At 58.5% G+C, this 24,227-nt stretch carries 20 protein-coding genes; 16 read left to right on the top strand and 4 right to left on the bottom strand.

All coding sequences use genetic code 11. From position 1 onward, the window contains the following. Positions 1–11: 11 nt before the first annotated feature. The 5 genes from AKL27_RS00780 to AKL27_RS00800 all read left to right on the top strand — a co-directional run bounded on the left by AKL27_RS00780 (position 12) and on the right by AKL27_RS00800 (position 5,274). Complete coding sequence (locus AKL27_RS00780; RefSeq protein ID WP_050460658.1) at positions 12–449, top strand: Zn-ribbon domain-containing OB-fold protein; 438 nt, start codon at positions 12–14, stop codon at positions 447–449. A 32-nt stretch (positions 450–481) separates the two neighbouring features. Then, a complete protein-coding gene (locus AKL27_RS00785) occupies positions 482–1,627 on the top strand; it encodes an acyl-CoA dehydrogenase family protein (RefSeq protein WP_050460659.1) in 1,146 nt (381 codons plus the stop codon). Between the two features lie 13 nt (positions 1,628–1,640). Next, on the top strand, positions 1,641–2,849 hold the full coding sequence (locus AKL27_RS00790; protein WP_050460660.1) for an acyl-CoA dehydrogenase family protein: 1,209 nt from the start codon (positions 1,641–1,643) through the stop codon (positions 2,847–2,849). A gap of 80 nt (positions 2,850–2,929) precedes the next feature. Continuing rightward, entirely contained in the window at positions 2,930–4,126 is a 1,197-nt protein-coding gene (locus AKL27_RS00795; RefSeq protein ID WP_050460661.1) for an acyl-CoA dehydrogenase family protein, read from the top strand. Positions 4,127–4,128: 2 nt separating this feature from the next. Then, a complete protein-coding gene (locus AKL27_RS00800) occupies positions 4,129–5,274 on the top strand; it encodes an acyl-CoA dehydrogenase family protein (protein WP_050460662.1) in 1,146 nt (381 codons plus the stop codon). Between the two features lie 69 nt (positions 5,275–5,343). Here the strand turns inward: AKL27_RS00800 and AKL27_RS00805 are convergent, their stop codons facing one another. Continuing rightward, complete coding sequence (locus AKL27_RS00805) at positions 5,344–6,159, bottom strand: TetR/AcrR family transcriptional regulator (RefSeq protein WP_050460663.1); 816 nt, start codon at positions 6,157–6,159, stop codon at positions 5,344–5,346. 357 nt (positions 6,160–6,516) lie between these two features. Between AKL27_RS00805 and AKL27_RS00810 the strand changes: the two genes are divergently transcribed. The 9 genes from AKL27_RS00810 (at position 6,517) to AKL27_RS00850 (ending at position 18,223) form a co-directional block, all read left to right on the top strand. Further along, positions 6,517–6,909, top strand: a complete 393-nt coding sequence (locus AKL27_RS00810; RefSeq protein ID WP_157056736.1) for a hypothetical protein — start codon at positions 6,517–6,519, stop codon at positions 6,907–6,909. Between the two features lie 317 nt (positions 6,910–7,226). Further along, positions 7,227–8,876 carry a DUF1302 domain-containing protein gene (locus AKL27_RS00815; RefSeq protein ID WP_198155844.1) on the top strand — a complete coding sequence of 550 codons (1,650 nt, stop codon included), beginning with the start codon at positions 7,227–7,229 and terminating at the stop codon, positions 8,874–8,876. Between the two features lie 83 nt (positions 8,877–8,959). Further along, positions 8,960–10,342: a DUF1329 domain-containing protein gene (locus tag AKL27_RS00820; protein ID WP_050460665.1), complete on the top strand. Its 1,383-nt coding sequence runs from the start codon at positions 8,960–8,962 to the stop codon at positions 10,340–10,342. A gap of 101 nt (positions 10,343–10,443) precedes the next feature. Next, complete coding sequence (locus tag AKL27_RS00825; RefSeq protein ID WP_050460666.1) at positions 10,444–11,508, top strand: WD40/YVTN/BNR-like repeat-containing protein; 1,065 nt, start codon at positions 10,444–10,446, stop codon at positions 11,506–11,508. Between the two features lie 87 nt (positions 11,509–11,595). Next, positions 11,596–14,097, top strand: a complete 2,502-nt coding sequence (locus tag AKL27_RS00830) for an efflux RND transporter permease subunit (protein WP_050460667.1) — start codon at positions 11,596–11,598, stop codon at positions 14,095–14,097. Between the two features lie 21 nt (positions 14,098–14,118). Then, the gene (locus AKL27_RS00835; RefSeq protein WP_050460814.1) at positions 14,119–14,973 is read left to right on the top strand and encodes an alpha/beta fold hydrolase; all 855 of its coding nucleotides are present in this window, start codon (positions 14,119–14,121) and stop codon (positions 14,971–14,973) included. Between the two features lie 134 nt (positions 14,974–15,107). Then, the gene (locus AKL27_RS00840) at positions 15,108–16,460 is read left to right on the top strand and encodes an MFS transporter (protein WP_050460668.1); all 1,353 of its coding nucleotides are present in this window, start codon (positions 15,108–15,110) and stop codon (positions 16,458–16,460) included. A gap of 25 nt (positions 16,461–16,485) precedes the next feature. Further along, on the top strand, positions 16,486–17,394 hold the full coding sequence (locus AKL27_RS00845) for a 3-keto-5-aminohexanoate cleavage protein (protein ID WP_050460669.1): 909 nt from the start codon (positions 16,486–16,488) through the stop codon (positions 17,392–17,394). A 31-nt stretch (positions 17,395–17,425) separates the two neighbouring features. Further along, positions 17,426–18,223: an SDR family NAD(P)-dependent oxidoreductase gene (locus AKL27_RS00850; RefSeq protein ID WP_050460670.1), complete on the top strand. Its 798-nt coding sequence runs from the start codon at positions 17,426–17,428 to the stop codon at positions 18,221–18,223. Between the two features lie 132 nt (positions 18,224–18,355). On the opposite strand, the gene AKL27_RS00855 is transcribed toward AKL27_RS00850, so the two are convergent. Further along, positions 18,356–19,993 (bottom strand): AMP-binding protein, encoded by a 1,638-nt coding sequence (locus AKL27_RS00855; RefSeq protein ID WP_050460671.1) that lies wholly within the window; start codon positions 19,991–19,993, stop codon positions 18,356–18,358. Between the two features lie 404 nt (positions 19,994–20,397). Here AKL27_RS00855 and AKL27_RS00860 point away from each other — a divergent pair, with 404 nt between their 5' ends. Next, positions 20,398–21,339, top strand: a complete 942-nt coding sequence (locus AKL27_RS00860) for a 3-keto-5-aminohexanoate cleavage protein (protein ID WP_050460672.1) — start codon at positions 20,398–20,400, stop codon at positions 21,337–21,339. A 57-nt stretch (positions 21,340–21,396) separates the two neighbouring features. On the opposite strand, the gene AKL27_RS00865 is transcribed toward AKL27_RS00860, so the two are convergent. Further along, entirely contained in the window at positions 21,397–22,704 is a 1,308-nt protein-coding gene (locus tag AKL27_RS00865) for a spinster family MFS transporter (protein ID WP_198155845.1), read from the bottom strand. 188 nt (positions 22,705–22,892) lie between these two features. Between AKL27_RS00865 and AKL27_RS00870 the strand changes: the two genes are divergently transcribed. Next, complete coding sequence (locus AKL27_RS00870) at positions 22,893–23,363, top strand: MarR family winged helix-turn-helix transcriptional regulator (protein WP_050460674.1); 471 nt, start codon at positions 22,893–22,895, stop codon at positions 23,361–23,363. 15 nt (positions 23,364–23,378) lie between these two features. Here AKL27_RS00870 and AKL27_RS00875 read toward each other — a convergent pair whose 3' ends face one another. After that, positions 23,379–24,203 (bottom strand): SDR family NAD(P)-dependent oxidoreductase, encoded by an 825-nt coding sequence (locus AKL27_RS00875; protein ID WP_083438771.1) that lies wholly within the window; start codon positions 24,201–24,203, stop codon positions 23,379–23,381. Between the last annotated feature and the right edge of the window lie 24 nt (positions 24,204–24,227).

The raw sequence follows: 24,227 nt of genomic DNA on the forward strand, positions 1-24,227 counted from the left end.
AGACCAATATCATGAAATCCGTGCCGGGACCCACGCGTCCGTTGCCATTGCTGACGGAACTCAATACGTTTTTCTGGACCGGAGGCGCGGACGGCAAGCTGCGCATGCAGCGCTGTCTGGACTGCCAGTACTGGCAGCATCCGGCCGGCGCAATCTGCCCGCAGTGTCTCAGTCGCAACCTGGCGCCGCAAGAATTATCGGGCCGGGCGACGGTAGAGGCATTCACGCTCAATTACCAGCCTTGGACCGACGGCGTCGAGGTGCCTTACGTGATTGCCATCGTTGGTCTGGATGAGCAAAAAGGGCTGAACCTGACTACCAACATCGTTGGCATCGCGCCGGAATCGGTCTTTATCGGCCAGCGTGTAGAAGTGACCTTCGAAGCTGCAGGGGATGTATTTCTGCCGCTGTTTACTCCGGCACCAGAGCTTGGGACGAAGCCTGTCTGAATGCAACGCCGTTATTTGAGAAATATAAAAGTATGGAATTGACCGAACAGAATGAAGACCTGGCGATGATTCGCGACCAGGCGCAGCGATTCTTGACCGAAAGTGTCACTGCCGAGCATTTGAAGCAACTGCTGGAGCAACCGGGTTCCTTTGATCGCACGACCTGGGACAGCGCAGTCAAGCTCGGCTGGCCGGCGATTTCGGCGGCTGAAGAGCACGGCGGGCTAGGCCTCGGCTGGCGCGGCATCTGCGTACTGGCCGAGGAAACCGGCAAGCATGCGCTGTCCTTGCCATTGATTCCCAGTGCCGCCGTGGCAGAGTCGTTGTTGTCGGGATTGGGCGGCCCTGCGGGGGCAACTGTCGGTGTCAGCCTGGTCAGCGGCGAAGCACTGAGCTGTATGGCGCTGTCGCGCAGCGGCGATGCCGGCGCGGCAGCCACACCGGAAATGCGTTATGCCAATGGCCGCCTTATCGGCAGTACCGCCGTCACGCCCTTTGCCGCAGTGGCGGACTATGCGCTGATCACTGCCAGCATCGGCGCCGAGACCGGCTTGTTCCTGGTGGAGCTGGGGCAGATCGGGGTACACCGCGAAATCGTTTCCGCCATCGATAACAGCCGTGCTGCTGCCGTGATCGAATTCGATGCTGCCGAAGCGATGTTGCTGGCCGACGGTAGTCAGGCTCAGGATGCGATCTGGCAGGTGCTGTCATTGGTGGCACTGGCAACCGCGTTTGCCCAGATCGGCGGTGCCCAGACCTGTTTGAACATGGCGCGTGATTATGCTTTGGAACGCAAGGCATTTGGCCAGCAGATCGGACGTTTTCAGGCCATCAAGGGCAAGCTGGCCGACATGTATGTGCGTATTGAAATTGCACGCGGCTGCGCACTTGATGCATTGATTGCGCTGGAGCGCGGTGACCGGCGCTGGCCCGGTCTGGCGGCAGCCGCGAGATTGGCTGCCATCGACGCTTATGAAGTGGCCGCGCGCGAAAACATTCAGACCCACGGCGCCATCGGCGTGACCTGGGAAGCCATGCCGCATCACCACTATCGCAGCTCCCGGGCACTGGCAGTGGAAATCGGCAGTGCAATGGCGTGGCGTGAACGGCTGTTGGCTGAAGTCGGCTTTGACGTTGCCAAGACTGCTCCGGCCATCCTCAGCAAGGACGGCATTTGACCAAGGAATACCCATGAGCGAAATCGAAAATACGGATTTGCAGGCCTATCGTCAGTCGGCGGCCGACTGGCTGGCGCAACATGCGCCGGACTTTTCCGGGCCGGCGCGACATCAGTTGCCGTTCGAACAGAGCCTGGCGCTGGCGCGTCGCTGGCAGGCATTGAAATACGATGCCGGTTATGCCGGGATCACATTGCCGGTGGAATACGGCGGCGCCGGTCGTACCGAACTGGAAAAGATCATCTTCTGTGAAGAAGAGATGAAATACGACTTGCCGCTGGCTTACTTCAGCATCAGCCTGAGCAATCCGTTGCCGATCTTTTTGCGCCATGCGCGCGAAGATTACCGCGCGGCGCTGGCCCGGCCAGCCTTGCGCGGCGACCAGATCTGGTGTCAACTGTTTTCGGAGCCGGCAGCCGGCACCGATCTGGCGGCACTGCGTCTGAAGGCGGAAAGAAAAGACGATGGCTGGCTGCTCAATGGCCAGAAGGTATGGACCAGTTGGGCCCAGATCAGTGACTGGGGCGTGGTGCTGGCGCGTTCCGATCCGAGTGTGCCCAAGCATGCCGGACTGACGTATTTCTTCCTCGATATGAAGTCGCCCGGCATCACGGTGCGGCCGATCAGGCGTCTGGTCAATGAACCGGATTTGAATGAAGTGTTCTTCGACAACGTATTTGTGCCGGACAGCCAGCGTCTGGGCGAAGTCGGTGCCGGTTTCAAGGTTGCCGTGGAAACGCTGATGATAGAGCGCTATGCAGTCACCGACGAATCCGGTTACGGGCCGACGCTGGATGCATTTGTAGAAGTTGCCCGTGGCGCCAAAATCAATGGCCAGCCGGCGCTGGCCGATGGCGAGGTGCGCAACGTGATTGCCCAGGCATTCATCGAACGGCAAGGACTGCGTTCCATTCATGCGCGCGCGATAGGCGCATTGGCTGCGGGCAATACGCCGGGACCGGAAGGTGCGATCCGCAAACTGTTATTGGGCCGCACGCGCCAGCGTCTGGGAGCGATGGCGCTGGATCTGGCAGGTGCCGACGGCGTGCGTTTCGATCCGGAAGCGTCGCAAACCACCGACTTTGCCAGGTCCTGGATGGACCCCGGCTTGCGCATTGCCGGCGGCACCGACGAAGTGCTCGTCAATACCCTGGCTGAACGCATTCTTGGCTTGCCGCAGGATTACCGTCCCGATAAAGGTTTGCCGTTCAACCAGAGTTAAGCATCGGCCGGGAGGCCGCTGGCGTTGCTGCGCAGGCTGCCGTCACTGTTTCCGGCATATCCAATTTTCAGGAGTTTCAAATGCATTTCGATATTGATCCTGCGGACCTCGCGTTTCGCAAAGAGGTCAGGGCATTCTTGCGCGAGCACGTGCCGGCCGACATGGCTGAGCGCACCAGATCTGGCTTTCATTTCTTGCGCGAGGACCAGCGTGCCTGGACCAAAATACTCAATCAGCGCGGCTGGTCAGGTCAGAACTGGCCGCTCGAATGGGGCGGCACCGGCTGGTCGCCGGTACGGCAGTTCATTTTTGAAGATGAATGTTTCGCCGCCGGCGCGCCGCCGATCGACACCTCCGGCTTCAAGATGATCGGGCCGATCATCATGGCCGTCGGCAGTGACGAGATGAAGCAGCAATTCGGGCCGGCGATCCTCAACGGCGACGTGTTCTGGGGACAGGGGTTTTCTGAACCGAATGCCGGCTCTGATCTGGCGTCGCTGTCGACACGCGCAGTTCGCGATGGCGATGAATACGTGATCAACGGTCACAAGATATGGACCTCGTACGTGGAAAGCGCCGATTTCATTTTCTTGCTGGCCAAGACCGATCCCGAGGCGCGCCACCGCGGCATCTCGCTGCTGCTGGTAGAAAAGGATGCACCGGGCGTCACTATCCGGCCGATCATTGATATCGGCGAGAGTCACAGTCTCAATGAAGTATTTTTCGATAATGTGCGTACCCCGTGCCGCTATCTGGTCGGCGAAGAGGGCAAAGGCTGGACCTATGCCAAATCGCTGCTGGATCTGGAACGCGCGTTCAGTGCGGAATGGCCGCGTAACAAGCGCAATCTTGAGCAATTGCGCAACATCGCCAGTCGCGAACGGGACGGTGCCGGACGCCTGATCGACAGCCCTGGCTTTGCGGCCCGCCTGGCGCAACTGGAGGTTGACTTGCAGGCACTGGAATGGCTGACCTTGCGCGCGCTGTATGAGCGCAAGGGCGGCACTGACCTGCCGGTCGGGTCCTTGCTCAAGGTCCGTGGATCCGAGTTGCTGCAGAAAATCGGCGAGATGCAAATGGAAGCGCTGGGCGACTATGGCGCCTATTTCTATCCGGACATGCATCGCGAAGATGGCGCGGCAGCGCTCGCCGTACCGGGGCCGGAATATGCTCCCGGCATTGCGGTTGATTACATGTATCGCCGGGCCACCACGGTCTATGGCGGTGCCAACGAAATACAGCGCAGCATCATTGCCAAATCATTTCTGGAGCTTTGACCATGGATTTCCAACTCACTGAAGAGCAGCAGATGCTGAAGGACAGCGCGCGTCGCTTTCTGGAGGAACAATGTGCATTCGATGCACGTGCCGCATTGGTGGCGCAGGGTGCCTATGACGCCGGACGCTGGCGCACGATGGCCGATCTTGGCTGGCTGGGTATGGCGATTCCCGAAGAGCAGGGAGGCCTGGGAACCTCGGCCATTGAAACCGCGTTGTTGATGGAAGAAATGGGACGCGTGTTGTGCGTCGAACCGTATTGGGCGGTGGCGGTACTGACCGCTCAGACCATTGCCGCTGCCGGCGACGCCGCCTGGGCTGAGCGCTTGTTGCCGGATCTGGCCGGCGGTACTGCACTGCCGGTATTGGCGCACGGCGAGCATGCGGCGCGCGGATTGCTGTCCCACGTTGCCACCACGGCCACCCCCGACGGTACCGGGAAGTGGGTGTTGGCCGGCAAGAAATCACTGATCGTCGGCGGCAACGTTGCCGACAGTTTCATTGTCTCGGCCCGCACCTCCGGCAATCTCACCGGCAAGCATGGCATCACGCTGTTCGTGGTGCCGCGCAATGCGCCGGGATTGACGGTGCGGCACGTACGTCTGCTGGACAATCGCTGGTGTGCCGACATCGAATTCGACAACGTCTGCATCGAGGCGGGCGGCTTGCTGGGCGGAATCGGCGACGCGTATGGGGCGCTTGATCATGGGCATGCACATGCCATGATCGGCTTGTGTGCCGAGGCCATCGGCGTGATGGAAAAGGCGTTGTGGCTGACCCGGGACTATCTGAAGGTGCGCAAGCAATTCGGCGTGACGCTCAATACTTTTCAGGCACTGCAGCATCGCATGAGCGAGATGTTGATCGAACTGGAATTGTCGCGCGGCATGCTGCACAAGGCGCTGTCTTGCATGGGGTTGCCGGAAGAGGAGCGGCAGCGGGCATTGTCAGCCGCCAAGATCCATATCGGCCGCAGCGGCAAATTCGTGTGTGGGCAAGCCATCCAGTTGCATGGCGGTATCGGCGTGACCGAGGAGTATGTTGTCGGTCACCACTTCAAGCGCATGACGACTATCGAGTACGCGCTCGGCAGTTCACATTTTCATCTGGAACGTCTGGCCGGGCACGAACGGCGTCAGGCTGCCTGAAAAAAAAGACCTCGCCCTGGCGAGGTCTGCTGTTGCAATCATATGACGGGATCAGGCTTGTCGCGCAGGTCAGCCGAGTGGTACCGGTTTGGGCTTTTTTGCCGCGGTTCGTTTGGCGGCCGGCTTTTTCTCTGCCGGGGCCGCAACCGGGGCGGCCGCCGGTTTGGCGCTGACAGGCTTGCGGCCGGCGGTCTTCTTCTCGCCTTGCATGTTGGTCTTGTGGCCGGGTTCGCCCAGCACGGTCGGTGGTAGCCCGCCACGCAAGATCAGGGCCACGATGCGCGCCATGTTGTCATTGATACGCTTGGCGCCAAGGCCGCGTTCCATGACTTCCGGATCGGTGGCGGCCATATGTTCCATGGCGCCGTGCAGAATCGATGCTTCGGCAAAGGCGTCGGCGCGTTTGCGGGTGCCCTGGGCCGGGTTGATCGACAAAATCCGTTCGGCAAAGCGCTCAATGAACGGAATGAATGTATTCATCCGCAATTCTTCGAAACGGCGGTCGCCGCGGGTCGCTTCCAGGTTCCGGTAGCGCAGAACCGCACGATGTTTGTTCCACACTTCGTTGAGGGCATCGATGACATCGATTGCATGTTTCTCGGCATGATCGATTTCCCACGGCTGATCGAAAATGGCGTGAATCTTTTCCATGTCCTGCCCGGCGACTTCACTGAGCGCAAACAGGATGTCCTTGGTATCGTCAAAATACATGTAGAAGCTGGCAGGGGAAGTGCCGGCCTCGGCTGCCACCGCCACGGTGGTCAGTTCCACCGGCGATTGCGAGCGCAGCAAGCGGCGCGCGGCTTCCATCAGGCGGGCGCGGGTTTCCTGACCTTTGCGTCCCAAGGCCTGGCCTTGCTTATTGTGCTGGATTTCCGATTCCATGTAGATTCCGTTTCATTTTCAATTCGATGCAGTAATCATGACATATACAAAACTGACAAGCAGTTATTTTGACACATCACGACGTTTATGTGGTGCGGCGATTGCGCTCGCACGCGCAGCTGCCTGAAGGCGTTTTTTCGACTGCGGCCGGCGCATCCCGGATTGTTGCGGCGGCCGCCGGCAGTGCGTATCGAAACTGCCACAATTTTCCGTGAACGATTGATTGCCCATGCATGATTTGATTTGACACGAGAGCTGCAGTTTGGCTATTCTTCTAAAAAATGATAATTAATCAGTTATTCTGTTTAATAAATCCGGGATGGCCTGTTCGATCTGGCAAGCCCATAGGAGACAAGCATGAAAAACCGTGTCGCACTCAGTCATGGCAGATACGCACGCAGGCCACAACAGCACGTGCCCGATACGTCGCAGATCAGGATGGCGTCGTCCTTGATGCTGCCCGGCGGGGCTGTGCTCAGTCAGCAGCGTCGGGTCGAATTTCTCCTGGGGCAGCAAGTGTCGCATCGACATTTGCATCCACTGGCAAATAACACCAGCAATTTTCGCAATCGCATGCGGGAGTGGAATGTCGTCGACCACGTGATTTTCATCATCGTGCTGGCGATGCTGCTGACGGTATTCGTCGTCATCTTTTTTGTACCGGTCAGGGCTGCTGATGTGACGGCAGTTCCGCTGGCCGCATATCACTATTTTGTCGACCCGCTGAAAATGTTCTTGAGCGCATTCTGAAGCGGATTCGCTAACAAGCCGTTCCTCAAATTCCGCCCCGGTCACGCGTGATCGGGGCGGTGTCTGCACGTCCGCGAGAAACATGGTGGTCATCTGAAAGCCTTTGCAGTAAAGGGATTCAGGCTTGCTATCGATTCTCGTCTGGCACGTAAAAAATATTTAATTCCAGGTTGACGCTGACTTTTATTTGTGGCCTACTTCTAATAACTGACGAATCGTCAGTAATTAATGACATGTTTTCAGAGCACATCAAAATCACCCGGCTCTGGTCATTGATTGGAGACTTACAACCATAAAAAATGAGGAGTAGAGAGCGAATGAGACAGTATTTTGAAGATCGCTTCGTACCCGCCAAATCGACCATCTCGGTAGCAATCGCGATGGCCTTTTTGAGCAGTGGCGCTCAAGCGATGAGTATCGATGTCGGTAACCCGGATGTGGAATTGCGCTGGGATAACAGCATCCGCTACAACGTCGGTGTGCGCACGGGAGGCGTCAACGATGCGTTTTATAAAAGTGCGGGCAACGACGAAACCGAAGGTCGCTTCAAACGCGGCGATGTAGTCACGAATCGGGTGGATCTGGTATCTGAACTCGACATGATTTACAAAGGAAAATACGGTTTCCGCGTGAGTGGCGCTGCATGGTATGACGATGCATACAACGGCAGTTCGGTACGCAATCCGGCGTTGACCAATTCGGGCAATTACGCCGGCGACAAATACAACGGCTATGCCGACCGCTACATCCACGGTCCTTCCGGCGAGATACTTGATGCTTTCGTTTTCGGCGCGTTCGAATTGGGCGGTACGACCCTGAATCTGAAAGCGGGTCAACATACGGTTTATTGGGGCGAGTCGCTGTATTCGGCGGGCAACAGCATCGCGTACTCAATGAGCGCAATTGATACCATCAAGTCGGCGACAAGTCCGGGTGCTGAAGCCAAGGAACTGTTCCTGCCGCGCAAGCAGGTATCGGGTCAATGGCAGTTGACGAATGAACTGTCCGTCGGCGCGCAATATGCGTTTGCCTGGAAGCCATTCCGATTGGTGCCAGGCGGTACCTACTTCGCCTCGGGCGATTCATCGCGTTCAGATTATGCGGCGGCGGGCGTCCCGAATGGTCCTGATATCGAACCTGATCAACGTGGTGACTTCGGCGTGAATTTGCGCTGGAGCCCGAGCTTTATCCCTGGCACGGCAGGTTTTTACTATCGTCGCTTCGGTGAAAAGCTGCCATGGGGCATCACTCAGCTGGCACCGACCCCAAGCATCCGTTTGGTATATGCGCGCGATACGGAATTGTACGGTCTGAGCTTCACGACAAACGTCGCTACCGTCAGTGTGGGGGCCGAACTTTCATACCGCAAGAACACCGCGCTCAATGCCTCATCCTATACGGTGCGACCAGCCAATGGTGTTTCAGCGACGTATGACGAAGCGGAAGGACCACGCGGAAACACCATGCATGCATTGGTGAACGGCGTCTATCTGCTGCCGCGGACAGCGTTGTGGGAGGGGGGCACGCTGCAGGCTGAATTGAACTACAGCCGGTTGCTGAGCGTAACCAGCCACGCAGACCGCTTCAATGGTGAAGGCTATGCATGTCCTGCCGGTCGTGATCGCAGTGATGGTTGTTCGACCAAAGATGCGATTGGCATCAACGTCGGCTTTACGCCATCGTGGCCACAGGCATTGCCCGGTTGGGATATTTCGATGCCGACTTCGCTGGCCTATCAGATCAAGGGTAACGGACCGGCGCTCGGCGGCGGCAACGAAGGTGCACTGTCGTGGTCAGCAGGTATCACCGGCACGTTGTACTCGAAGTATGAGTTCTCGCTCAAATACGCCGACACCCAGGCCTCATACAAGGTCAATCCGGCGACCGGCGTGGTGACTACCACTAACGGCACGGCAGTACAAAACGATCACGGCTGGGTCTTCTTCACGTTCAAGACAACATTCTGAAGCAGCCGCTTCATTTCACACAGGCAGTCTACAACCGGGACATCTCGTCCCGGTATATACAACAGAAATGTAGGAGATAGTTCATGCATTATTCAAAGCATCTGATGGTATTGGCAGCCGGCGCCTTGTTCGCCGGCCAGATACTGGCCGCGCCGACGGCCGAAGAAGTCAAGCAACTGGGTACCACGCTGACACCGACCGGCGCTGAAAAGGCCGGTAACAAGGATGGCACGATTCCTTCCTGGGAAGGTGGCTTGTGCAGTCCGCCTGCCGGCTACAAGCCAAAGATGGGCGCCGCCGGTGGTGGTCCTTACGTCGATCCGTTTGCCAGTGAAAAGCCGCTGTTTCGCATCACGGCTGCCAACCTGAGCCAGTATGCAGACAAGGTCGACGCCGGCACCAAGGAACTGTTCAAGCGTTATCCGGACACTTACGCAATGAACGTGTACCAGACGCACCGCACCTCGTGTCATCCGAAGTGGGTGTATGAAAACACGCTCAAGCGCATCATGAATCCGAAGCTGGTCGGCAATGCGCCAGGCATTACCGGTGCGCATGCCCAGATCCCGTTCCCGATTCCCAAGACCGGTTACGAAGTGATGTGGAACATGATTTTGCGCTGGGAACCGGTCACATTCCGTTTCGGCCTGGATGCCGGCCTGATGGATTCGTCGGGTACGCTTACCCGCGCGTCGTATCAGGTAGCGGACACGCAAAACCTGTATTGGGACAACTCGCTGACGTCGTTGCCGGAAGACAAGCCGTACCGCAGCCTGCTGTCGCGCAGCAAGGAACCGGCATCACAAGCGGGGCTGGCGCAATTGCGTTCGGCTTTCCTGCGTCAGGATCTGCATGAAGACATGGCCTGGAGCTACGTTCCCGGACAACGTCGGGTGCGGCGTGCGCCAGAGTTCACCTACGACACGGTCTCCACCACGTCCGGCGGCTTGCTGATTTTTGATGAAATCGCTGGTTTCGATGGCCGCATGGACAAGTACGACTTCAAGCTGATCGGCAAGAAGGAAATGTACTTGCCGTACAACGCCTACAAGATGCTGGCCGGTACGCTCGAAGAGACCATGTCCAAGAACCATGAAAATCCCGAGCTCATGCGCTGGGAACTGCACCGGGTATGGATGGTGGAAGGCACGCTGAAGCAAGGCGAACGTCATATCCAGCAAAAGAAGATTTTCATGATCGACGAAGACAGCTGGACGGCACCGGTGTACTACGCTCTGGATCACTCGGGCAAGGTTCATCACATGATGCATTTGCCTGAAATCCAGGAATACGACAAACCGGGTCCGAAGACCGTCTCGTTCATTCTGTATGACCTGAGCCGCGGCATCTACGGCTTCCAGACCAAGCCACAAGGCCGTCCGGACCAGTACGGGATCATCACGATGGACAAGTTCCCGCCCAGCTATTTCACCCCTGACTCACTGGCGGGATCTGGCGTACGTTGAGTAGCGTTCACGGCAAGCCTGCGGGCTTGCCGCAGCGAGTACTCAAGCAGCCTGCTGCGCGGTCCGGCAGCAGGCTTGTATTCAACAGTAAGGAGTTTTTTGTGCGGCGGTCTTTTTTTCTGAGCATCATTTGTTGTCTGCTGTCGTTATCGTTGCCGGCCCAGGCTGCCCGCAATGGCAGCGCTGATCCCCTGGATGTGCCGGCGCTGCCGACCAGGCTGACCACCACTACGCAGTTGTCAGCCATCGCCCATGCCGGCAAGCGGCTGGTGGCGGTGGGCATACGCGGACTGATCATTACCTCCGACGATGAAGGCACGCATTGGACCCAGCGTCTGGCGCCGGTATCGTCAGACCTGCTGGCAGTGCATTTTCCGACGCCCCAGCGCGGATGGGCGGTTGGTCATGACGGCGTGGTGTTGCACAGCAAGGATGGCGGATTGACCTGGGTCAAGCAACTCGATGGCCGCCAGGCGGCGGTGCAATTGATTGCGCATTTCCAGAAAATGGCAGACGCCGGCGACGAAACCGGCAAGCGGTTGCTGGCTGAAATGAAGCTCAATTATGAAAGCGGCCCCGAGCAGGCGCTGCTCGATGTCTGGTTTGAAGACGAGCAGCACGGTTTTGTATGCGGCTCTTTCGGTACCTTGCTGTTTACTGCGGACGGCGGCAAGAGCTGGCAATCCTGGATCGAAAAGATTGACTATGAAACCCTGCTGCACCTCAATGCAATACGGGGTATCGGCAACGAGATTTTCATGGCGTCGGAGAAAGGCATCGTGTTTCGTCTGGACCGGAGCAAGCAGCGCTTTGCCGCAGTTGAAACCGGCTATACCGGCAGCTTCTTCAGTCTGGCTGGCAGGGGTGACACCATCGTGGCGGCTGGTTTGCGCGGCTCTGCTTACCGTTCCACGGATGCTGGAAAAAACTGGAGCCGGATCGATACCGGTCTGGCCGCGTCGGTCACGGGTGCTGCCACCGGCAGCGATGGCGCGCTGATGCTGGTCAGTCAGAACGGCAGCCTGCTGTATGGCGACCTCGCCACGCAGCGTTTCACGACCATTCGCGTGCCGCGCCCGACGACGTTGTCCGGCATTGTGGCAACCGGTGCGAAAAGTGCGGTAGTGGTGGGACTTAACGGTGTCCAGCAAGTGCAGTTGAAGTAGCGCACGGCGCGCATGAAAGGCCGTGCAGCAGGGCGGTAGTGCAGCAATTGCTGCTCAATAACGAGATAACGAATACGGAGTACTGAAATGGCATCATCCCACCGGGCGATTGATCTTCCCGTCATCACGGATCCGGCCCAGTTCGACAGGAACAGCGGTTCCTGGCTTGAACGCTTCATTTTCAATCATCGGGCAGTGATGGTGCTGATTTGCCTGTTGATGACGACCTTTCTCGGCTGGCATGCCAGCAAGCTGCCTGTCAATGCCAGCTTCGAGAAGATGATCCCGAGTTCTCATCCCTATATCAAAAACTATTTTGACAACCGGCAGTCGCTGCGCGGCATGGGTAACTCGGTGCGCATCGCGGTGGAGAACACCAGCGGCGATATTTTTGACAAGGACTATCTGCTGGCATTGCAAAAGATCAATGACAAGATAGCCTTGATGCCGGGTGTCGATCGCGCCTGGATGCGCAGTCTGTGGACCACCAGCCTGCGCTGGACCGAAATCACGGAAGAAGGATATCGTGGCGGCTCGGTCATGCCGGAGCGCTGGGACGGCAGTCCGGAGGCCATGCGTCAGTTGCAGATCAACATCGCGCGCGCGGGTATCGTCGGCAGTTTTGTCGCCGACAACATGAAGTCGGCAGTGATCCTGGTGCCCTTGGTCGAGAAAGATCCGGAAACCGGAAAGCAACTGGACTACGCGGATTTTTCACGCCGGCTGGAGCGTGAGGTCCGCAGCATGGAAACCCCGCAGATCAAGGTGCATATCGTCGGCTTTGCCAAGCTGGTGGGCGACCTGATCGACGGCTTGTACGATGTCATGAAGTATTTCGGTCTGTCGGCCCTGATTGCTGCGGCATTCGTCTTTTTATATACCCGCTGTATCCGCAGCACCCTCCTGTTGGTTTTCAGCGCCGGACTCGGTGTGGTGTGGCTGCTCGGCCTGCTGCAACTGCTTGGCTATGTGCTGGATCCTTATTCGATTCTGGTGCCGTTCCTGATTTTCGCCATCGGCTTGTCGCACGGTGCGCAAAAGATGAATGGCATCATGCAGGACGTCGGCCGGGGCACGCATAAGTACGTTGCCGCGCGTTACACATTCCGGCGTCTGTTCATGGCGGGCCTGACGGCACTGCTGACCAACGTGGTCGGTTTTGCAGTCCTGATGATCATCGATATTCCGGCCATTCGTGAAATGGCCCAGACCACCAGCATTGGCGTGACGGTCTTGATTTTCACCAAGCTGATCCTGATCCCGGTCATGTTGTCTTATACCGGCGTCAGCGAAAAGGCGGCCCGGCGCAGTGTCCAGAATGAAGGCAAGGAAAGTGTGCGCGGCGTGTTCGGTGCGGTACGGCGTGGCTTGATTTCGCTGTGCGGCCGACGCAATGCGATTATCGTGATCTTGATTGCGGCCGGCCTGGCTTCGGTTGCGATGGTGGTGCGTCAGGATATCCAGATTGGCGACCTCAATGCCGGCGCGCCGGAATTGCGTCCCGATTCCAGGTACAACCGTGACAATGCATTCATCGCCGCCAACTACGGCCTGTCGACCGATCAATTCGTGGTCATGATGAAAACCGCGCCCGGGGAGTGCTTCAATTTTTCCAACCTGGTGGAAGCAGACCGGCTGGGGGCGCAATTGCGTCAGCTCGATGGCGTGCAAACCACAGTATCGCTGGCCGATGGCGTCAGGCGCGGCACCTCGAGCCTGTTCGAGGGCAATCCGAAGTGGCAGGCGCTGTCGCGCAATACCACCAACCGCTCGCAGGCATTCGCCATCTTTCAGGGCGACCGTCCGGATCTGGCTGATCGCACCTGCGCGATTACGCCATTGGTCGCCTATCTCAGCGACCACAAGGCGGCTACTCTGAACCGGGTGGTGCATGCTGTAGAAAACTTCAAAGAGGAACATGACGCGCCGGGACGCGAATTCCAGCTGGCGGCAGGTAATGCCGGGATCGAAGCGATTACCAATATCGTGGTCAAGAAGAGCTTTTGGACCATGCACTTTGTTTTGTATGGTGCAGTGATCCTGTTGTGTCTGGTGACCTTCCGCAGCTGGCGCGCTACCGTGGTGGCAATCGTTCCGCTGATGCTGACCTCGGTGCTGTGCGAGGCGCTGATGGTCTGGCTGGGGATCGGCATCAAGGTTGCCGTGTTGCCGGTAATCGCTGTCGGTGTCGGCGTCGGGGTTGACTACGCACTGTATCTGTTGAGCATACAACTGGCGGTTCAGCGCAGCGGCGCTACGCTGGTCGAAGCGTATACCCAGTCACTCGATTTCACCGGCAAGATCGTGGCGTTGGTCGGCCTGACCATGGCCGCCGGCGTCGGCACCTGGATCTGGTCACCGATCAAGTTCCAGGCCGACATGGGAATTCTGCTGACCTTCATGTTCCTGTGGAACATGATCGGTGCGTTGGTGCTGATTCCGCCGCTGTCGCATTTTCTGTTGCGCACCAAGGCGGACTTCAACGACACCGCCCGCGACATCGCAGCGGCAACTGCATCGGATGCGACGGCGCCGAAACCGAACCGTCAGGCAAGCGACGCCAGTCAGGCTCAGCCTGCGCAAGTCTGAATGCCAGTGGAACGGGTACACATGATGGAAGCGATTCATGAGCGCATCTTTATCGGGTCCAGTAACAACCGGTTGGTGGCAGATGTCGGCGGCGTCCATGACGCACCGGCGGTCGTGTTACTGCACGGTGGCGGTCAGACACGGCATTCGTGGGGACTGGCGCAGCAGGAGCTGATTCAGGCCGGCTATCGCGTGGTATCGGTCGACTCGCGCGGTCACGGCGAGTCGGACTGGATTGCCGATGGCGACTATTCGTTGCCGCGTCAGGTTGACGACGTGAAATCCATCGTGCGGGAGTTGGGCAAACCGACGGCGCTGGTGGGTGCCTCGCAGGGCGGCGTGATCTCGTTGCTGGCCTGTGGCGCCGATCCGCAACTGGCCCAGGCATTGGTGCTGGTAGACGTGGCGCCGCGCCTGGAGAGCGAAGGGGTAGAGCATATTCACCGCTTCATGACGTCGCATCTGCACGGCTTTGCCAGTATCGAAGAGGCGTGCGACGTAGTGGCCGGCTATACGCCAGCGCGGCCACGGCCTCGCAATCCGGACGGACTGCGCAAGAATTTGCGCCTGAAACCTGACGGGCGCTGGTACTGGCATTGGGACCCGTCGATGTTCGATGGCGAACTCGGCCCCAAGGTAGCGCAAATGAGTCAGCAAATGGAGCAAGCGGCGCGGCGCATCCGCATTCCGACATTGCTGGTGCGCGGTCAGCACAGCGATGTGATCAGCGATGCCGGCGCCAGTGAACTGCAAGCCATGATGCCTCACCTCGAACTGGCTGACATCGCCGGCGCCGGCCACATGATCGCGGGTGATCGCAATGATGTCTTCAACCGCGCGATAGCCGGTTTTCTGCAACGTTATCTGCCGCAGTAGCAGCGCCGGCCCGCTGTTTCAGGGGCCAACAGATGTATCGGTTGTATCAGCAGTATCCGAATGCTTCCAACAGGAAGCTGCACAATAAAATCACATAAGGCAGGCGCGCTCAAGAGGGCCTGCATGGAGACAAGATGAAGCCAGACCAGCCGAGTGCCGACGGCGCAGCAACCGCCGGCATCCACCAGCACCATACCGGGGCGCACAATCCACCGCTTGCAGACGAACACATTCCGGCGCGCAGTTGGTATGCGTTGCTGATCCTCACGCTGATCTACTCGATCCACTTTCTGGATCGCACCATGATTTCGATCATCGTCGAGCCGGTACGCAAGGAATTCCTGCTCAGTGACAGCCAGATTGGCTTGCTCACCGGCCTGGCGTATGGCGCCACGTTTGCACTGGCCGGAATTCCGCTGGGCATGATGATCGACCGTGTGCACCGGGTGCGTCTGCTGGCATCCATCGTCGCCATCTGGAGCGCCATGACTGCCTTGTCGGGCATCGCCTCCAGTTACGTGCAATTGCTGTTGGCGCGCATCGGCGTAGGTGCTGCCGAAGCCGGCGGATCACCAGCCAGCCTGTCGCTGATCTCGGATCTGTTTCCGCAACGGCGGCGCTCGACGGCAGTCGGCATTTTCTTTTTGAGCACTGGCCTGGGCGCGGTCATGAGCGTGGCCATCGGCGGTTATGTCACGGCCCATTACGGCTGGCGCGCCTCCATGCTGATCGCCGGTATTCCGGGGCTGCTGCTGGCGCTGGTGTTGGTAGTGACAGTGGCAGAACCAAGGCGCGGGGCAACCGAGGCGCAACCTCCCGCGCCGGGAAAGGCACCCGGTGCGCGCGACGCCGTACGCTACATCTGGAATACCTCGCCAGTGCTGCACCTGATGATGGCAATGGCGCTCACCGCTGGTGGTGTGGCGGCGATGAATACCTGGATGCCGTCATTCCTGATGCGTTTTCACGGCATGAACGTCAAGGAAGCCGGCATGTCGCTGGCGCTGGCGGGCGGTATTTTTTCATCGCTGGGTTCGTTCATCGGCGGCTTTTTGTGCGACCGGGTAGCTCGGGTTCAGGCCCGCCGCCGCATGGATCTTGGCGTGGCGGTTTGCGTGCTGGCTACCGTGGCGGCGGTGGCGGGGCTGGCGATCTCGTCGAACTGGTCGGCGGTGGGCTTGATGGCGCTGAGCAACATGCTGTCGTTTGTTGTGTTCCCGGCGGTGTACGGCAGCGTGCTCGGCATCGTCATCACCACCATGCGCGGTACTACTTCGGCCGCCATGCAGGTCTTGTCCAACCTGGTCGGCTACGGCATGGGACCACTGCTGGTGGGCATGCTGAGTGACGTCTATGGCGGCGAACAGTCGCTGCGCTACGCGATGATCACCATCATGTGCGTGTGCTACCCATGGGCGGCGCTACATCTGTGGCGGGCGGCGCGCATTTCGGCAGGCAAGAGCGCGCAGCGCGGATTGAACAACTAATATCAACAACGATTTGAGGGACATCATGAAAAACAGTGCTGGCGATATGCCGCTGGTGATCGAGGCTTCCATTTGTCCATATCGCCATGCCGAACCGGTATGGGACGTCAATGGCATGATCAGCGAAGCGAAGGCCTGCCTGCAAGCAGGTGCTGCCATCGTTCATCATCATCATGACATGCGTTTCGACGAGCAGGAGTCGATCAGCGAGATGCTGACGCTGGGCAAATCGGTCAAGCAGGAATTTCCCGATGCGATTCTGTATCCTGACTTCTTGAAGGCGGCTACCGTCAGCGGCAAGATTGCCCACATCACGCCGTTGGCGCAAGCAGGGGTACTGGGCATGGTGCCGGTCGATCCCGGTCGCGCCAATTCGGGCCAGCTTGATGATAACGGCGCGCCGGTCGGCAACAACGTGGTGCAGTATTCGTTCGACGATGCCAACCAGACGCTGGAGCTGGCGCGCCAGGTCCGGGCGCCGCTGGCCATTGGCGTGTATGAATCGTATAACCTGCGCTGGGCGTTGGCGCAGGAAGCCATCGGCAAGCTGCCTGCCGGCACTATGGTCAAATTGTATTTCGGCGGTGAGTACAGCCTGATTCACATCGGCCGCCGCGCCTTGAATTTCGGCTTGCCGCTGACACGCGAATCGATTGATGCCTATCTGAAGATGATGGAAGGCAGCAAGCTGCCCTGGTGCGTGGGACTGATGGGCGATGCCTTGATGGATAGCCCGGTGGTGCGTTACGTGATCGAACGCGGCGGCCACTTGCGGGTGGGGATCGAGGATGCAGCTTCGCGCTCATCGGCCGGCAATCGCGAAATGGTGGCGGCGGCGGTCGAGCTGGCACGGCAAGTGGGGCGACCAGTGGTGCAGGGCGCGGCAGCATGGGCGGCATTGGGGCGCAAGGCTACGGCGATGGCGCCGGCATGATTGATATTTGATATAGACCAAGGAGTGGTAAATGCAGAACCTGTTTGATCTACGCGGACGCGTGGCAGTGGTAACCGGAGCGGCTTCCGGTATCGGTCGGGAAACCGCCACCGTATTGGCCGGCATGGGGGCGCAGGTGTATGCGACCGATCGTGACCTGGTTGGTGTGCAGGATCTGGTCGGTACGTTGCCGCATGAGGCGATAGCGATGCAATTGGACGTGACCGACAATCACCAGTGGCAGGCCCTGCTCGAGCTGGTGACGTCGCGCAGCGGCCGGCTTGATGTGCTGGTCAACAACGCCGGCATCATGGTCAAGCGCGGATTCCTGGAAACCACGATTGACGAGTTTCGCATGCAGCAGCGCGTGAACGTCGAAAGCGTGTTTTTCGGCATGCAGACGTTCATTCCGCTGATGGTCAAGACGGCCGCAGAGTTTGCGGCATTGCCGTCGATCATCAATATCTCGTCGATGTTCGGCCAGATCGTCGGACCGAGCTTTTCTGCCTACAGTGCTTCCAAAGGCGCAGTGCGGCTGATGTCCAAGGCCGTCGGCAACGAGTTTGCCAAGACCGGCCTGCGCGTCAATACCGTTCATCCGGGGGCGATTGCCACCAATCTGAGCGCCGGCTGGGAACCGTCCAGGGATGCGCAGGGGAACGTGATTCCGATGGATGTTGCGAAGGCGGCAATGGAGCGCGCCATTCCCATGAACCGGATGGGCAACGTCAACGAAATCGCCGGCGCAATTGCCTTCCTTGCCAGTGATGCTTCGCGCTACATGAATTGCAGTGAAGTCACGGTGGACGGGGGCTATAGCGCAATTTGAGTTTTGTGCGGGAGTGGTACAACGAAAAATGTCGGCATGCGCCGACATTTTTTTGTCCTGTCACTGTTGCCAGGTCATTGCAGTACCGTCGGCCAACAGTTGCCGGCGGCACTGATTTTCTCGCCGGCAATATCAGCGTTTGCGGATTTGCAGACCTGATTTTTCCTGGTCCCAGGTGCTGCTGGTCACGCCTTCGTCGCGCAACTGATATTTCTGCACCCGTCCCACCGGATTACGCGGCAGGTCGGCACGAAACTCGATATAGCGCGGCACGGCAAAGTAGGGCAGTTGGTCTGCGCACCACAGGAACAAAGCTTCTTCCTTCAATACCGCGGCCGGCCGCAGCTTGACCGTGATCTTCAATTCATCTTCGCTCAGGTCTGACAGCACGGCGTGCGCAGCCGCATCTTCTACTTCCGGGTGGGTACGCAAGACATTTTCCACTTCCATGCTGGAAATGTTCTCGCCCTTGCGTCGCAGGTAATCCTTCTTGCGGTCGAGGAAGTAGAAGAAGCCTTCCTCATCAAACTTGCCGATGTCGCCGGTATGAAACCACTGGTTGCGCATGACCTTGAGGGTATCTTCGGGGCGCTTCCAGTAGCCTTCGAACATGATGTGCGGCATGCGCGGGCGGACAATGATTTCGCCGGCGGTGCCATCGGGCAGCTCGACATCATTGTCGTCGACGATGCGCACGTCGAAACATTCGGTGCGTTTGCCGGATGTCAGCGGCTTGTTCGGCTGATCGTACGGTTGCAGTGTGACCACCGAGCATTCGGTCAGACCGAAGCCGATGGCACGGGTGTATTTCAGGCCGAAACGCTCTTTCCAGATGGCCTGGATTTCCGGTGGGAATGGGGCGCCCCAGGCGGCATGCAACTGACCTTTGCAATGCAGTGTTGATGGATTGTCTTCGGCTCGGGCAATCAATGTAAACATGGTACCCAGCAACGAGCAGTCGGTCGCTTTGGTGCGCTCGATCTCGGGCCAGAAATTCGATACCGAAAAACGCGGATAGATCGAAACGCCGGCACCGACCAGCATGTTGCACAGGATGGTGGAGGACACCGCGTTGTAATGAAATAACGGCAACGGTGTCCAGGTGATCGTTTCGGCCGTGCGGTGGGTTCCTTTCAGCATCTGGCGCGCGAAGTTGCAGGCGTAGTTGTGGCTCACCATGCAACCCTTGGAAGGGCCGGTGGTGCCGCCGGTATAGATCAGCATCGCGAGGTCGCCGGGGCTGACCTGAACGTCTGGTTCAGCGCTGCTATCGTCGAGCAACTGCTCCCACGGCAACAGCGGATGGCTGAAATCCTTCAGGTCCGGGCGGTCGCCGCGATACACCAGGGTACGCAGTGCCGGCAGACGATCAGCAATGAGGGCGACGCGCTCGGCATAATCCTGTTCGGCCAGAATCAGTCCGGCGCTGGCATCACTGACCTGATGGCGCAGGAATTCGCCTTTCAATGCGGTATTGATCGGCACGCTGATGGCGCCGATCTTGTTGATGGCAAGCCAGATGAATACGGCGTCCGATGAGTTGTCCAGCAGCGTGACGACAGTATCGCCCTTGTTGACGCCGAGGCGGCGCAAGCCGTTGGCCAGGCGGCAGGTCTTCTTGTTGGCTTCTTCATAAGTATAGGATTCACCAAGAAACTCGATGAACATGCGTTTGCCGTGGTTGGCCACTGCGCGCAGCAGCACCTGATTGATGGTGTCTTGCTGGCCCGCGCTCCAGGCGTTGATGTATTCCTTGTTCTCCTGCGTCATGCTGGTCTCCTCAGGGTTTTGATTTTCTCGATCTGCCCGCAACGGTTGCCGATACTCTGTGGCAGGGCGTGATCTGGGTGTTTTCAGAAAGCGATTTTTAATAACTGATACTTTAACAGTTATTAGTGAAAAATGCATCTGCTCTTGCAAGCACCTGAGTGCCCTGAATGCTGCGTCGCGGCATCGCATAACGTTGATGCCAGCGTCTTGCTTCTTTCAATCGGCTGCGCTACAGTGAGTTAGCTGATTAAATGTCAGTTATTAAAAATAAAACCAACGATGGGCGGTTGCGTAACAGGTTTCGGCTTGCCCCGGCAACAGGAGCACCGAGGCAATCGGTATCGCGCTATGCTTTGGCAAACCGCCCCGCGAGACGTATCTTCAACTTTAAGGAAGGCGATAAAATGAGTCAGCATACAAATTATAAAAGCGTGTCCGAAACACCCGTCGTGATTGAGGCAGCAGTCACGCCGCTGCGCGCCGGCGTGCCGCTGCAACCAGCGGAACAAACGATTGTGGACGCCAAGGCGTGCCTGGCAGCCGGGGCCTCGGTTATTCACCATCATCACGATTTCCGGTTGCCACGGGAAGAGGCAACCCAGCAGATCATCCACATCGGGAAATCAATCCTGCAAGATTATCCGTCAGCCCTGATCTATCCGGACTATATTGCCGGCGGTCCGGCTGACAAGAGCATGGGGCGTCGCTACTCGCCGCATGCATTGTTGCAGCCGATGCATGATGCCGGCGCGCTGACAATGTTTACCTTCGACCCCGGCCTGACGCTGTTTGCCCGACTCGATGCTGAAGGTTTGCCGTCGGATTCGGTGATGGGCGGTGCCACCTTTGCCGAAGCGCACGAGATGGTGAAGTTTGCCAATCGTGTCAACGTTCCGGTGGTGGTCGGCGTGTACGAGCCAGGCAATCTGCGCTGGATTTGTGCCTATGCACGTGCCGGCAAATTTCCGCCGGGTTCGCTGATCAAGTTTTATTTCGGCGGCGATTATGTAATGGGGCAAGACAAGGTGCCGGGCATCACTTTCGGTCTGCCGCCGACCAAGGCTTCTCTCGATACCTATCTGTCGTTTCTTGATGGGATTGACATGCCTTGGACTGTCAGTGTGCAAGGCGGGGTGCTGCTGGATACGCCGTTGGCGCGATATGCGCTGGAGCGCGGTGGTCATCTGCGGGTTGGCGTTGAAGATACCGCCGGCGGCACGGATATGACCAATCCGCAGACAGTGGAAGCTGCCGTGGCTCTGGCAGCGCAGGTCGGACGGCCGGTAGCGCGTGGCAAGCAGGGGTTGGCAACGCTGATCGAGCAGGGCACTGCAGTTACCGCCTGATTGTCTTGAGCAGGTAACGCATCGCGGTATCGGATGCGTTACCTGCACCGTGCCGTATCAGTTGGTCAAATCTTTCCAGGCACGCGCAGCAAGCCAGAAATGCACGGCACCCCATGGGAAGCAGATGCACATCACCGTAATCATCGCGTAGCGCAGCGACTGGTCGCCACCGTAAAAATCACTGAACACTCCCACCATGAATGGACCGATGCCGTAACCGAGAAGGTTGGTGCATACCTGCATGCTGGCCGAGACCGTGCCGCGCATATTGGCAGAAGTGATGCCCAGCATTGCCGCGAACGCTGCGGGAAAGACCACGAATGCAATCATTTGCGTCAGCGACATCATCGCTACCGCGCCGACGCCGCTTCCCACCAGCGCGGCGAGGGCACCCGTCAATGCTGCCACCAGGCAAACACCCATGCTGATATCCATGCGCCGCCGCGGATTGGTTTTGGCGAAACGATCGCTCATCATGCCCCCCAACACTGAGCCGATGGCGCCACAGAAGCCGCTGGCCATGGCAACGGCAAAGCCGGCCTGCTTGATGTCGAAGCCGTGAAAACGCATCATGAATGCCGGCAGCCAGGAACCGATGGTGGCTACGCCAGCGGTGGTGAGCGATACGCCGGCAAGCAGATGCAACATCGACTTGTTGCGCACGATGTAGGAAAACACCTGTGGCAGCGACGCTGCAACCCTGGTTGCCGGTGGCGCACCGGCATTTTCCATGGCGCCGCGTTTCGGCTCGCGCACGGTCAACAGCAAGGTGACGCCAAGCAGCAAGCCGGGAATGCCGGCAATCAGCATGGCTGCACGCCATCCATAATGTGCCGCGACAAAGCCGCCGATGACGATGCTCAGCACGGCACCGATGGCGTTGCTCAGGAAAAAGAAGCCGACTGCGGTGGAACGTTTTTCAGGCGGGAACAGATCCGAAATCATCGACAAACTGGTAGGTGAACCGCCGGCTTCCGACGCGCCGACGCCCATGCGTGCCAGCAGCAACTGCGTATAGCTTTGGGCAAAGCCGGACAGCGTGGTCATGCCGCTCCAGATCGTGACCAGCACGGCCAGCAGCTTGACGCGGTTGACCCGGTCAATCAGCAATCCCAGCGGGATGCCGGCCAAGGCAAACGTGGCGCCGTAGGCGAGACCGGTCAGCACGCCGATCTGGCTGTCGGTCAGATGAAATTCGTGACGTGCCGGTTCGATGATGATGGCAATCATCATGCGGTCCAGAAAGTGACAGGCATAGATCAGTGTGACGATGGCAAGCGCATACCAGGTCGCGGGCGGTATCTTTTGTCCGGTTGCCGATGCGGACTCCGTCATGATTGCTGACGTCGGGGGTTTCATCTCCATGTTGCAAGTCTCCTGTTGGGATTGGTGTTGTTGGTCGAGTGAGTGCAGGTTTTTATTATGCTTGATAAATGATATATCATCAGTTATTGGCTGGTGCAAGGAGTTTTTCGGCCACCGGCGCGGTATCCCGTGCGTGGCAGGGCCGGTTGCATTGACAATGTGCTGTCGAAATGACATTCTGCTGCGCTATGAAAAAGAATTCCCCCACTGCGGCCAGCGGCCTGGTCGAGACCTTTGTCGATGAGGTAATGCGACTGCGCGGCCGCATCCTGTCTGCCGCGCGCGAAATGAATGAAGAACGCGGCCTGCACAGCCATTCGCAAGGGCTGATTCTGTCCGCAGTGGTGCGCGCTGCGGAGCCGCCGACGGTGGCGCGCATCGCCCGCAGCCTGGGATTGACACGGCAATCGGTGCAGCGCATCGCCAACGATCTGGATGCCGGCGGCTTCATCGCCTTCGAAGACAATCCGCACCACAAGCGCGCCAAGCAGTTGGTGCCGACTGCTGCCGGACTCAAGGCGCATGCGGGTAATGCCGGCGTGCGAGGGGCATGGACCAGCAAGCTGGAGTCAGTGGTTGGTCCGGACGAACTCAAGAGAACGGTAGAGACCTTGCGCAAGATTCGCAGCTATCTGGAACACCCGGACGAGGTCGAATAATCACGCCGGATTGCGTCAGGTCCGGTCCAGATCGAATTTTTGCATGGCCGCCTGCAAGCGTTGCTCGGCGCTGCTGTCATCGAGATATTGCAAGCCGCTTATGCCGTTGGGATCGCAGGCACGGCGCAGCGCGCCCTCGATGAACAACTGATCTGCGATGTTGATTGCTGCCTGCGCCGGCGTAATGGCATGCAGCTTGCCTTGTACCGGCATGGCAGCCGGATGTTGTGCCATCGGCCGATAAGCTTCAAATGCGATGGCGTCCGGCGGCCGGTGTGCGATGCTGGTGCGCAGCATGTCGGTATCGATACCGCCCACCGGCACTTCGATGACACGGATGCCGAAGGGTGCCAGCTCCATGCTCAGGCACTCCGAAAATGCTGCCAGCGCGGCCTTGCTCGCGCGATATGTGGCATAGAACGGCATCAGCATGAAGGCACCAATCGAACCGATGTTGCAAATCACGCCGCCACCGTTGATGCGCAACACGGGAATGGCTCGACGCGTCAATTCGGCCAGCCCGAAGAAATTGGTTTGGAAAGTCTTCAGCCATTCTTCTGTCGCGGTTTCCTCTGCTGGCAAATAAGGACCCCGATAGCCTGCATTGTTGATCAATACCAGCAAGTCCGATGGCGGCCGATAATCAGCCAGCGCCGCTACATCCATCTGCTGCAGTTCAATGCTGCCGGCAAGACCCTCGACATCTCGCAACAGACCTTCGGCATTTGCCGGATTCCTGACCCCGGCAATCACATGAAACCCGCGTCGGGCCATTTCGCGCGCCAGCCCAGCGCCTAATCCGCGACTTGCTCCGGTTATCAGTACCCTGCCTGTTTTCATGATGTCACCTCCGTCAAATGGATG

This window comes from Herbaspirillum autotrophicum (assembly GCF_001189915.1).
Classification (GTDB): domain Bacteria; phylum Pseudomonadota; class Gammaproteobacteria; order Burkholderiales; family Burkholderiaceae_D; genus Herbaspirillum; species Herbaspirillum autotrophicum.

Coding starts and splice junctions, on each gene's coding strand:
- AKL27_RS00820 (WP_050460665.1), top strand. CDS start 8,960: ATGCATTATTCAAAGCATCTGATGGTATTGGCAGCCGGCGCCTTGTTC.
- AKL27_RS00810 (WP_157056736.1), top strand. CDS start 6,517: ATGAAAAACCGTGTCGCACTCAGTCATGGCAGATACGCACGCAGGCCA.
- AKL27_RS00845 (WP_050460669.1), top strand. CDS start 16,486: ATGAAAAACAGTGCTGGCGATATGCCGCTGGTGATCGAGGCTTCCATT.
- AKL27_RS00785 (WP_050460659.1), top strand. CDS start 482: ATGGAATTGACCGAACAGAATGAAGACCTGGCGATGATTCGCGACCAG.
- AKL27_RS00790 (WP_050460660.1), top strand. CDS start 1,641: ATGAGCGAAATCGAAAATACGGATTTGCAGGCCTATCGTCAGTCGGCG.
- AKL27_RS00850 (WP_050460670.1), top strand. CDS start 17,426: ATGCAGAACCTGTTTGATCTACGCGGACGCGTGGCAGTGGTAACCGGA.
- AKL27_RS00800 (WP_050460662.1), top strand. CDS start 4,129: ATGGATTTCCAACTCACTGAAGAGCAGCAGATGCTGAAGGACAGCGCG.
- AKL27_RS00795 (WP_050460661.1), top strand. CDS start 2,930: ATGCATTTCGATATTGATCCTGCGGACCTCGCGTTTCGCAAAGAGGTC.
- AKL27_RS00805 (WP_050460663.1), bottom strand. CDS start 6,159: ATGGAATCGGAAATCCAGCACAATAAGCAAGGCCAGGCCTTGGGACGC.
- AKL27_RS00815 (WP_198155844.1), top strand. CDS start 7,227: ATGAGACAGTATTTTGAAGATCGCTTCGTACCCGCCAAATCGACCATC.
- AKL27_RS00870 (WP_050460674.1), top strand. CDS start 22,893: ATGAAAAAGAATTCCCCCACTGCGGCCAGCGGCCTGGTCGAGACCTTT.
- AKL27_RS00855 (WP_050460671.1), bottom strand. CDS start 19,993: ATGACGCAGGAGAACAAGGAATACATCAACGCCTGGAGCGCGGGCCAG.
- AKL27_RS00860 (WP_050460672.1), top strand. CDS start 20,398: ATGAGTCAGCATACAAATTATAAAAGCGTGTCCGAAACACCCGTCGTG.
- AKL27_RS00840 (WP_050460668.1), top strand. CDS start 15,108: ATGAAGCCAGACCAGCCGAGTGCCGACGGCGCAGCAACCGCCGGCATC.
- AKL27_RS00830 (WP_050460667.1), top strand. CDS start 11,596: ATGGCATCATCCCACCGGGCGATTGATCTTCCCGTCATCACGGATCCG.
- AKL27_RS00780 (WP_050460658.1), top strand. CDS start 12: ATGAAATCCGTGCCGGGACCCACGCGTCCGTTGCCATTGCTGACGGAA.
- AKL27_RS00875 (WP_083438771.1), bottom strand. CDS start 24,203: ATGAAAACAGGCAGGGTACTGATAACCGGAGCAAGTCGCGGATTAGGC.
- AKL27_RS00835 (WP_050460814.1), top strand. CDS start 14,119: ATGATGGAAGCGATTCATGAGCGCATCTTTATCGGGTCCAGTAACAAC.
- AKL27_RS00865 (WP_198155845.1), bottom strand. CDS start 22,704: ATGGAGATGAAACCCCCGACGTCAGCAATCATGACGGAGTCCGCATCG.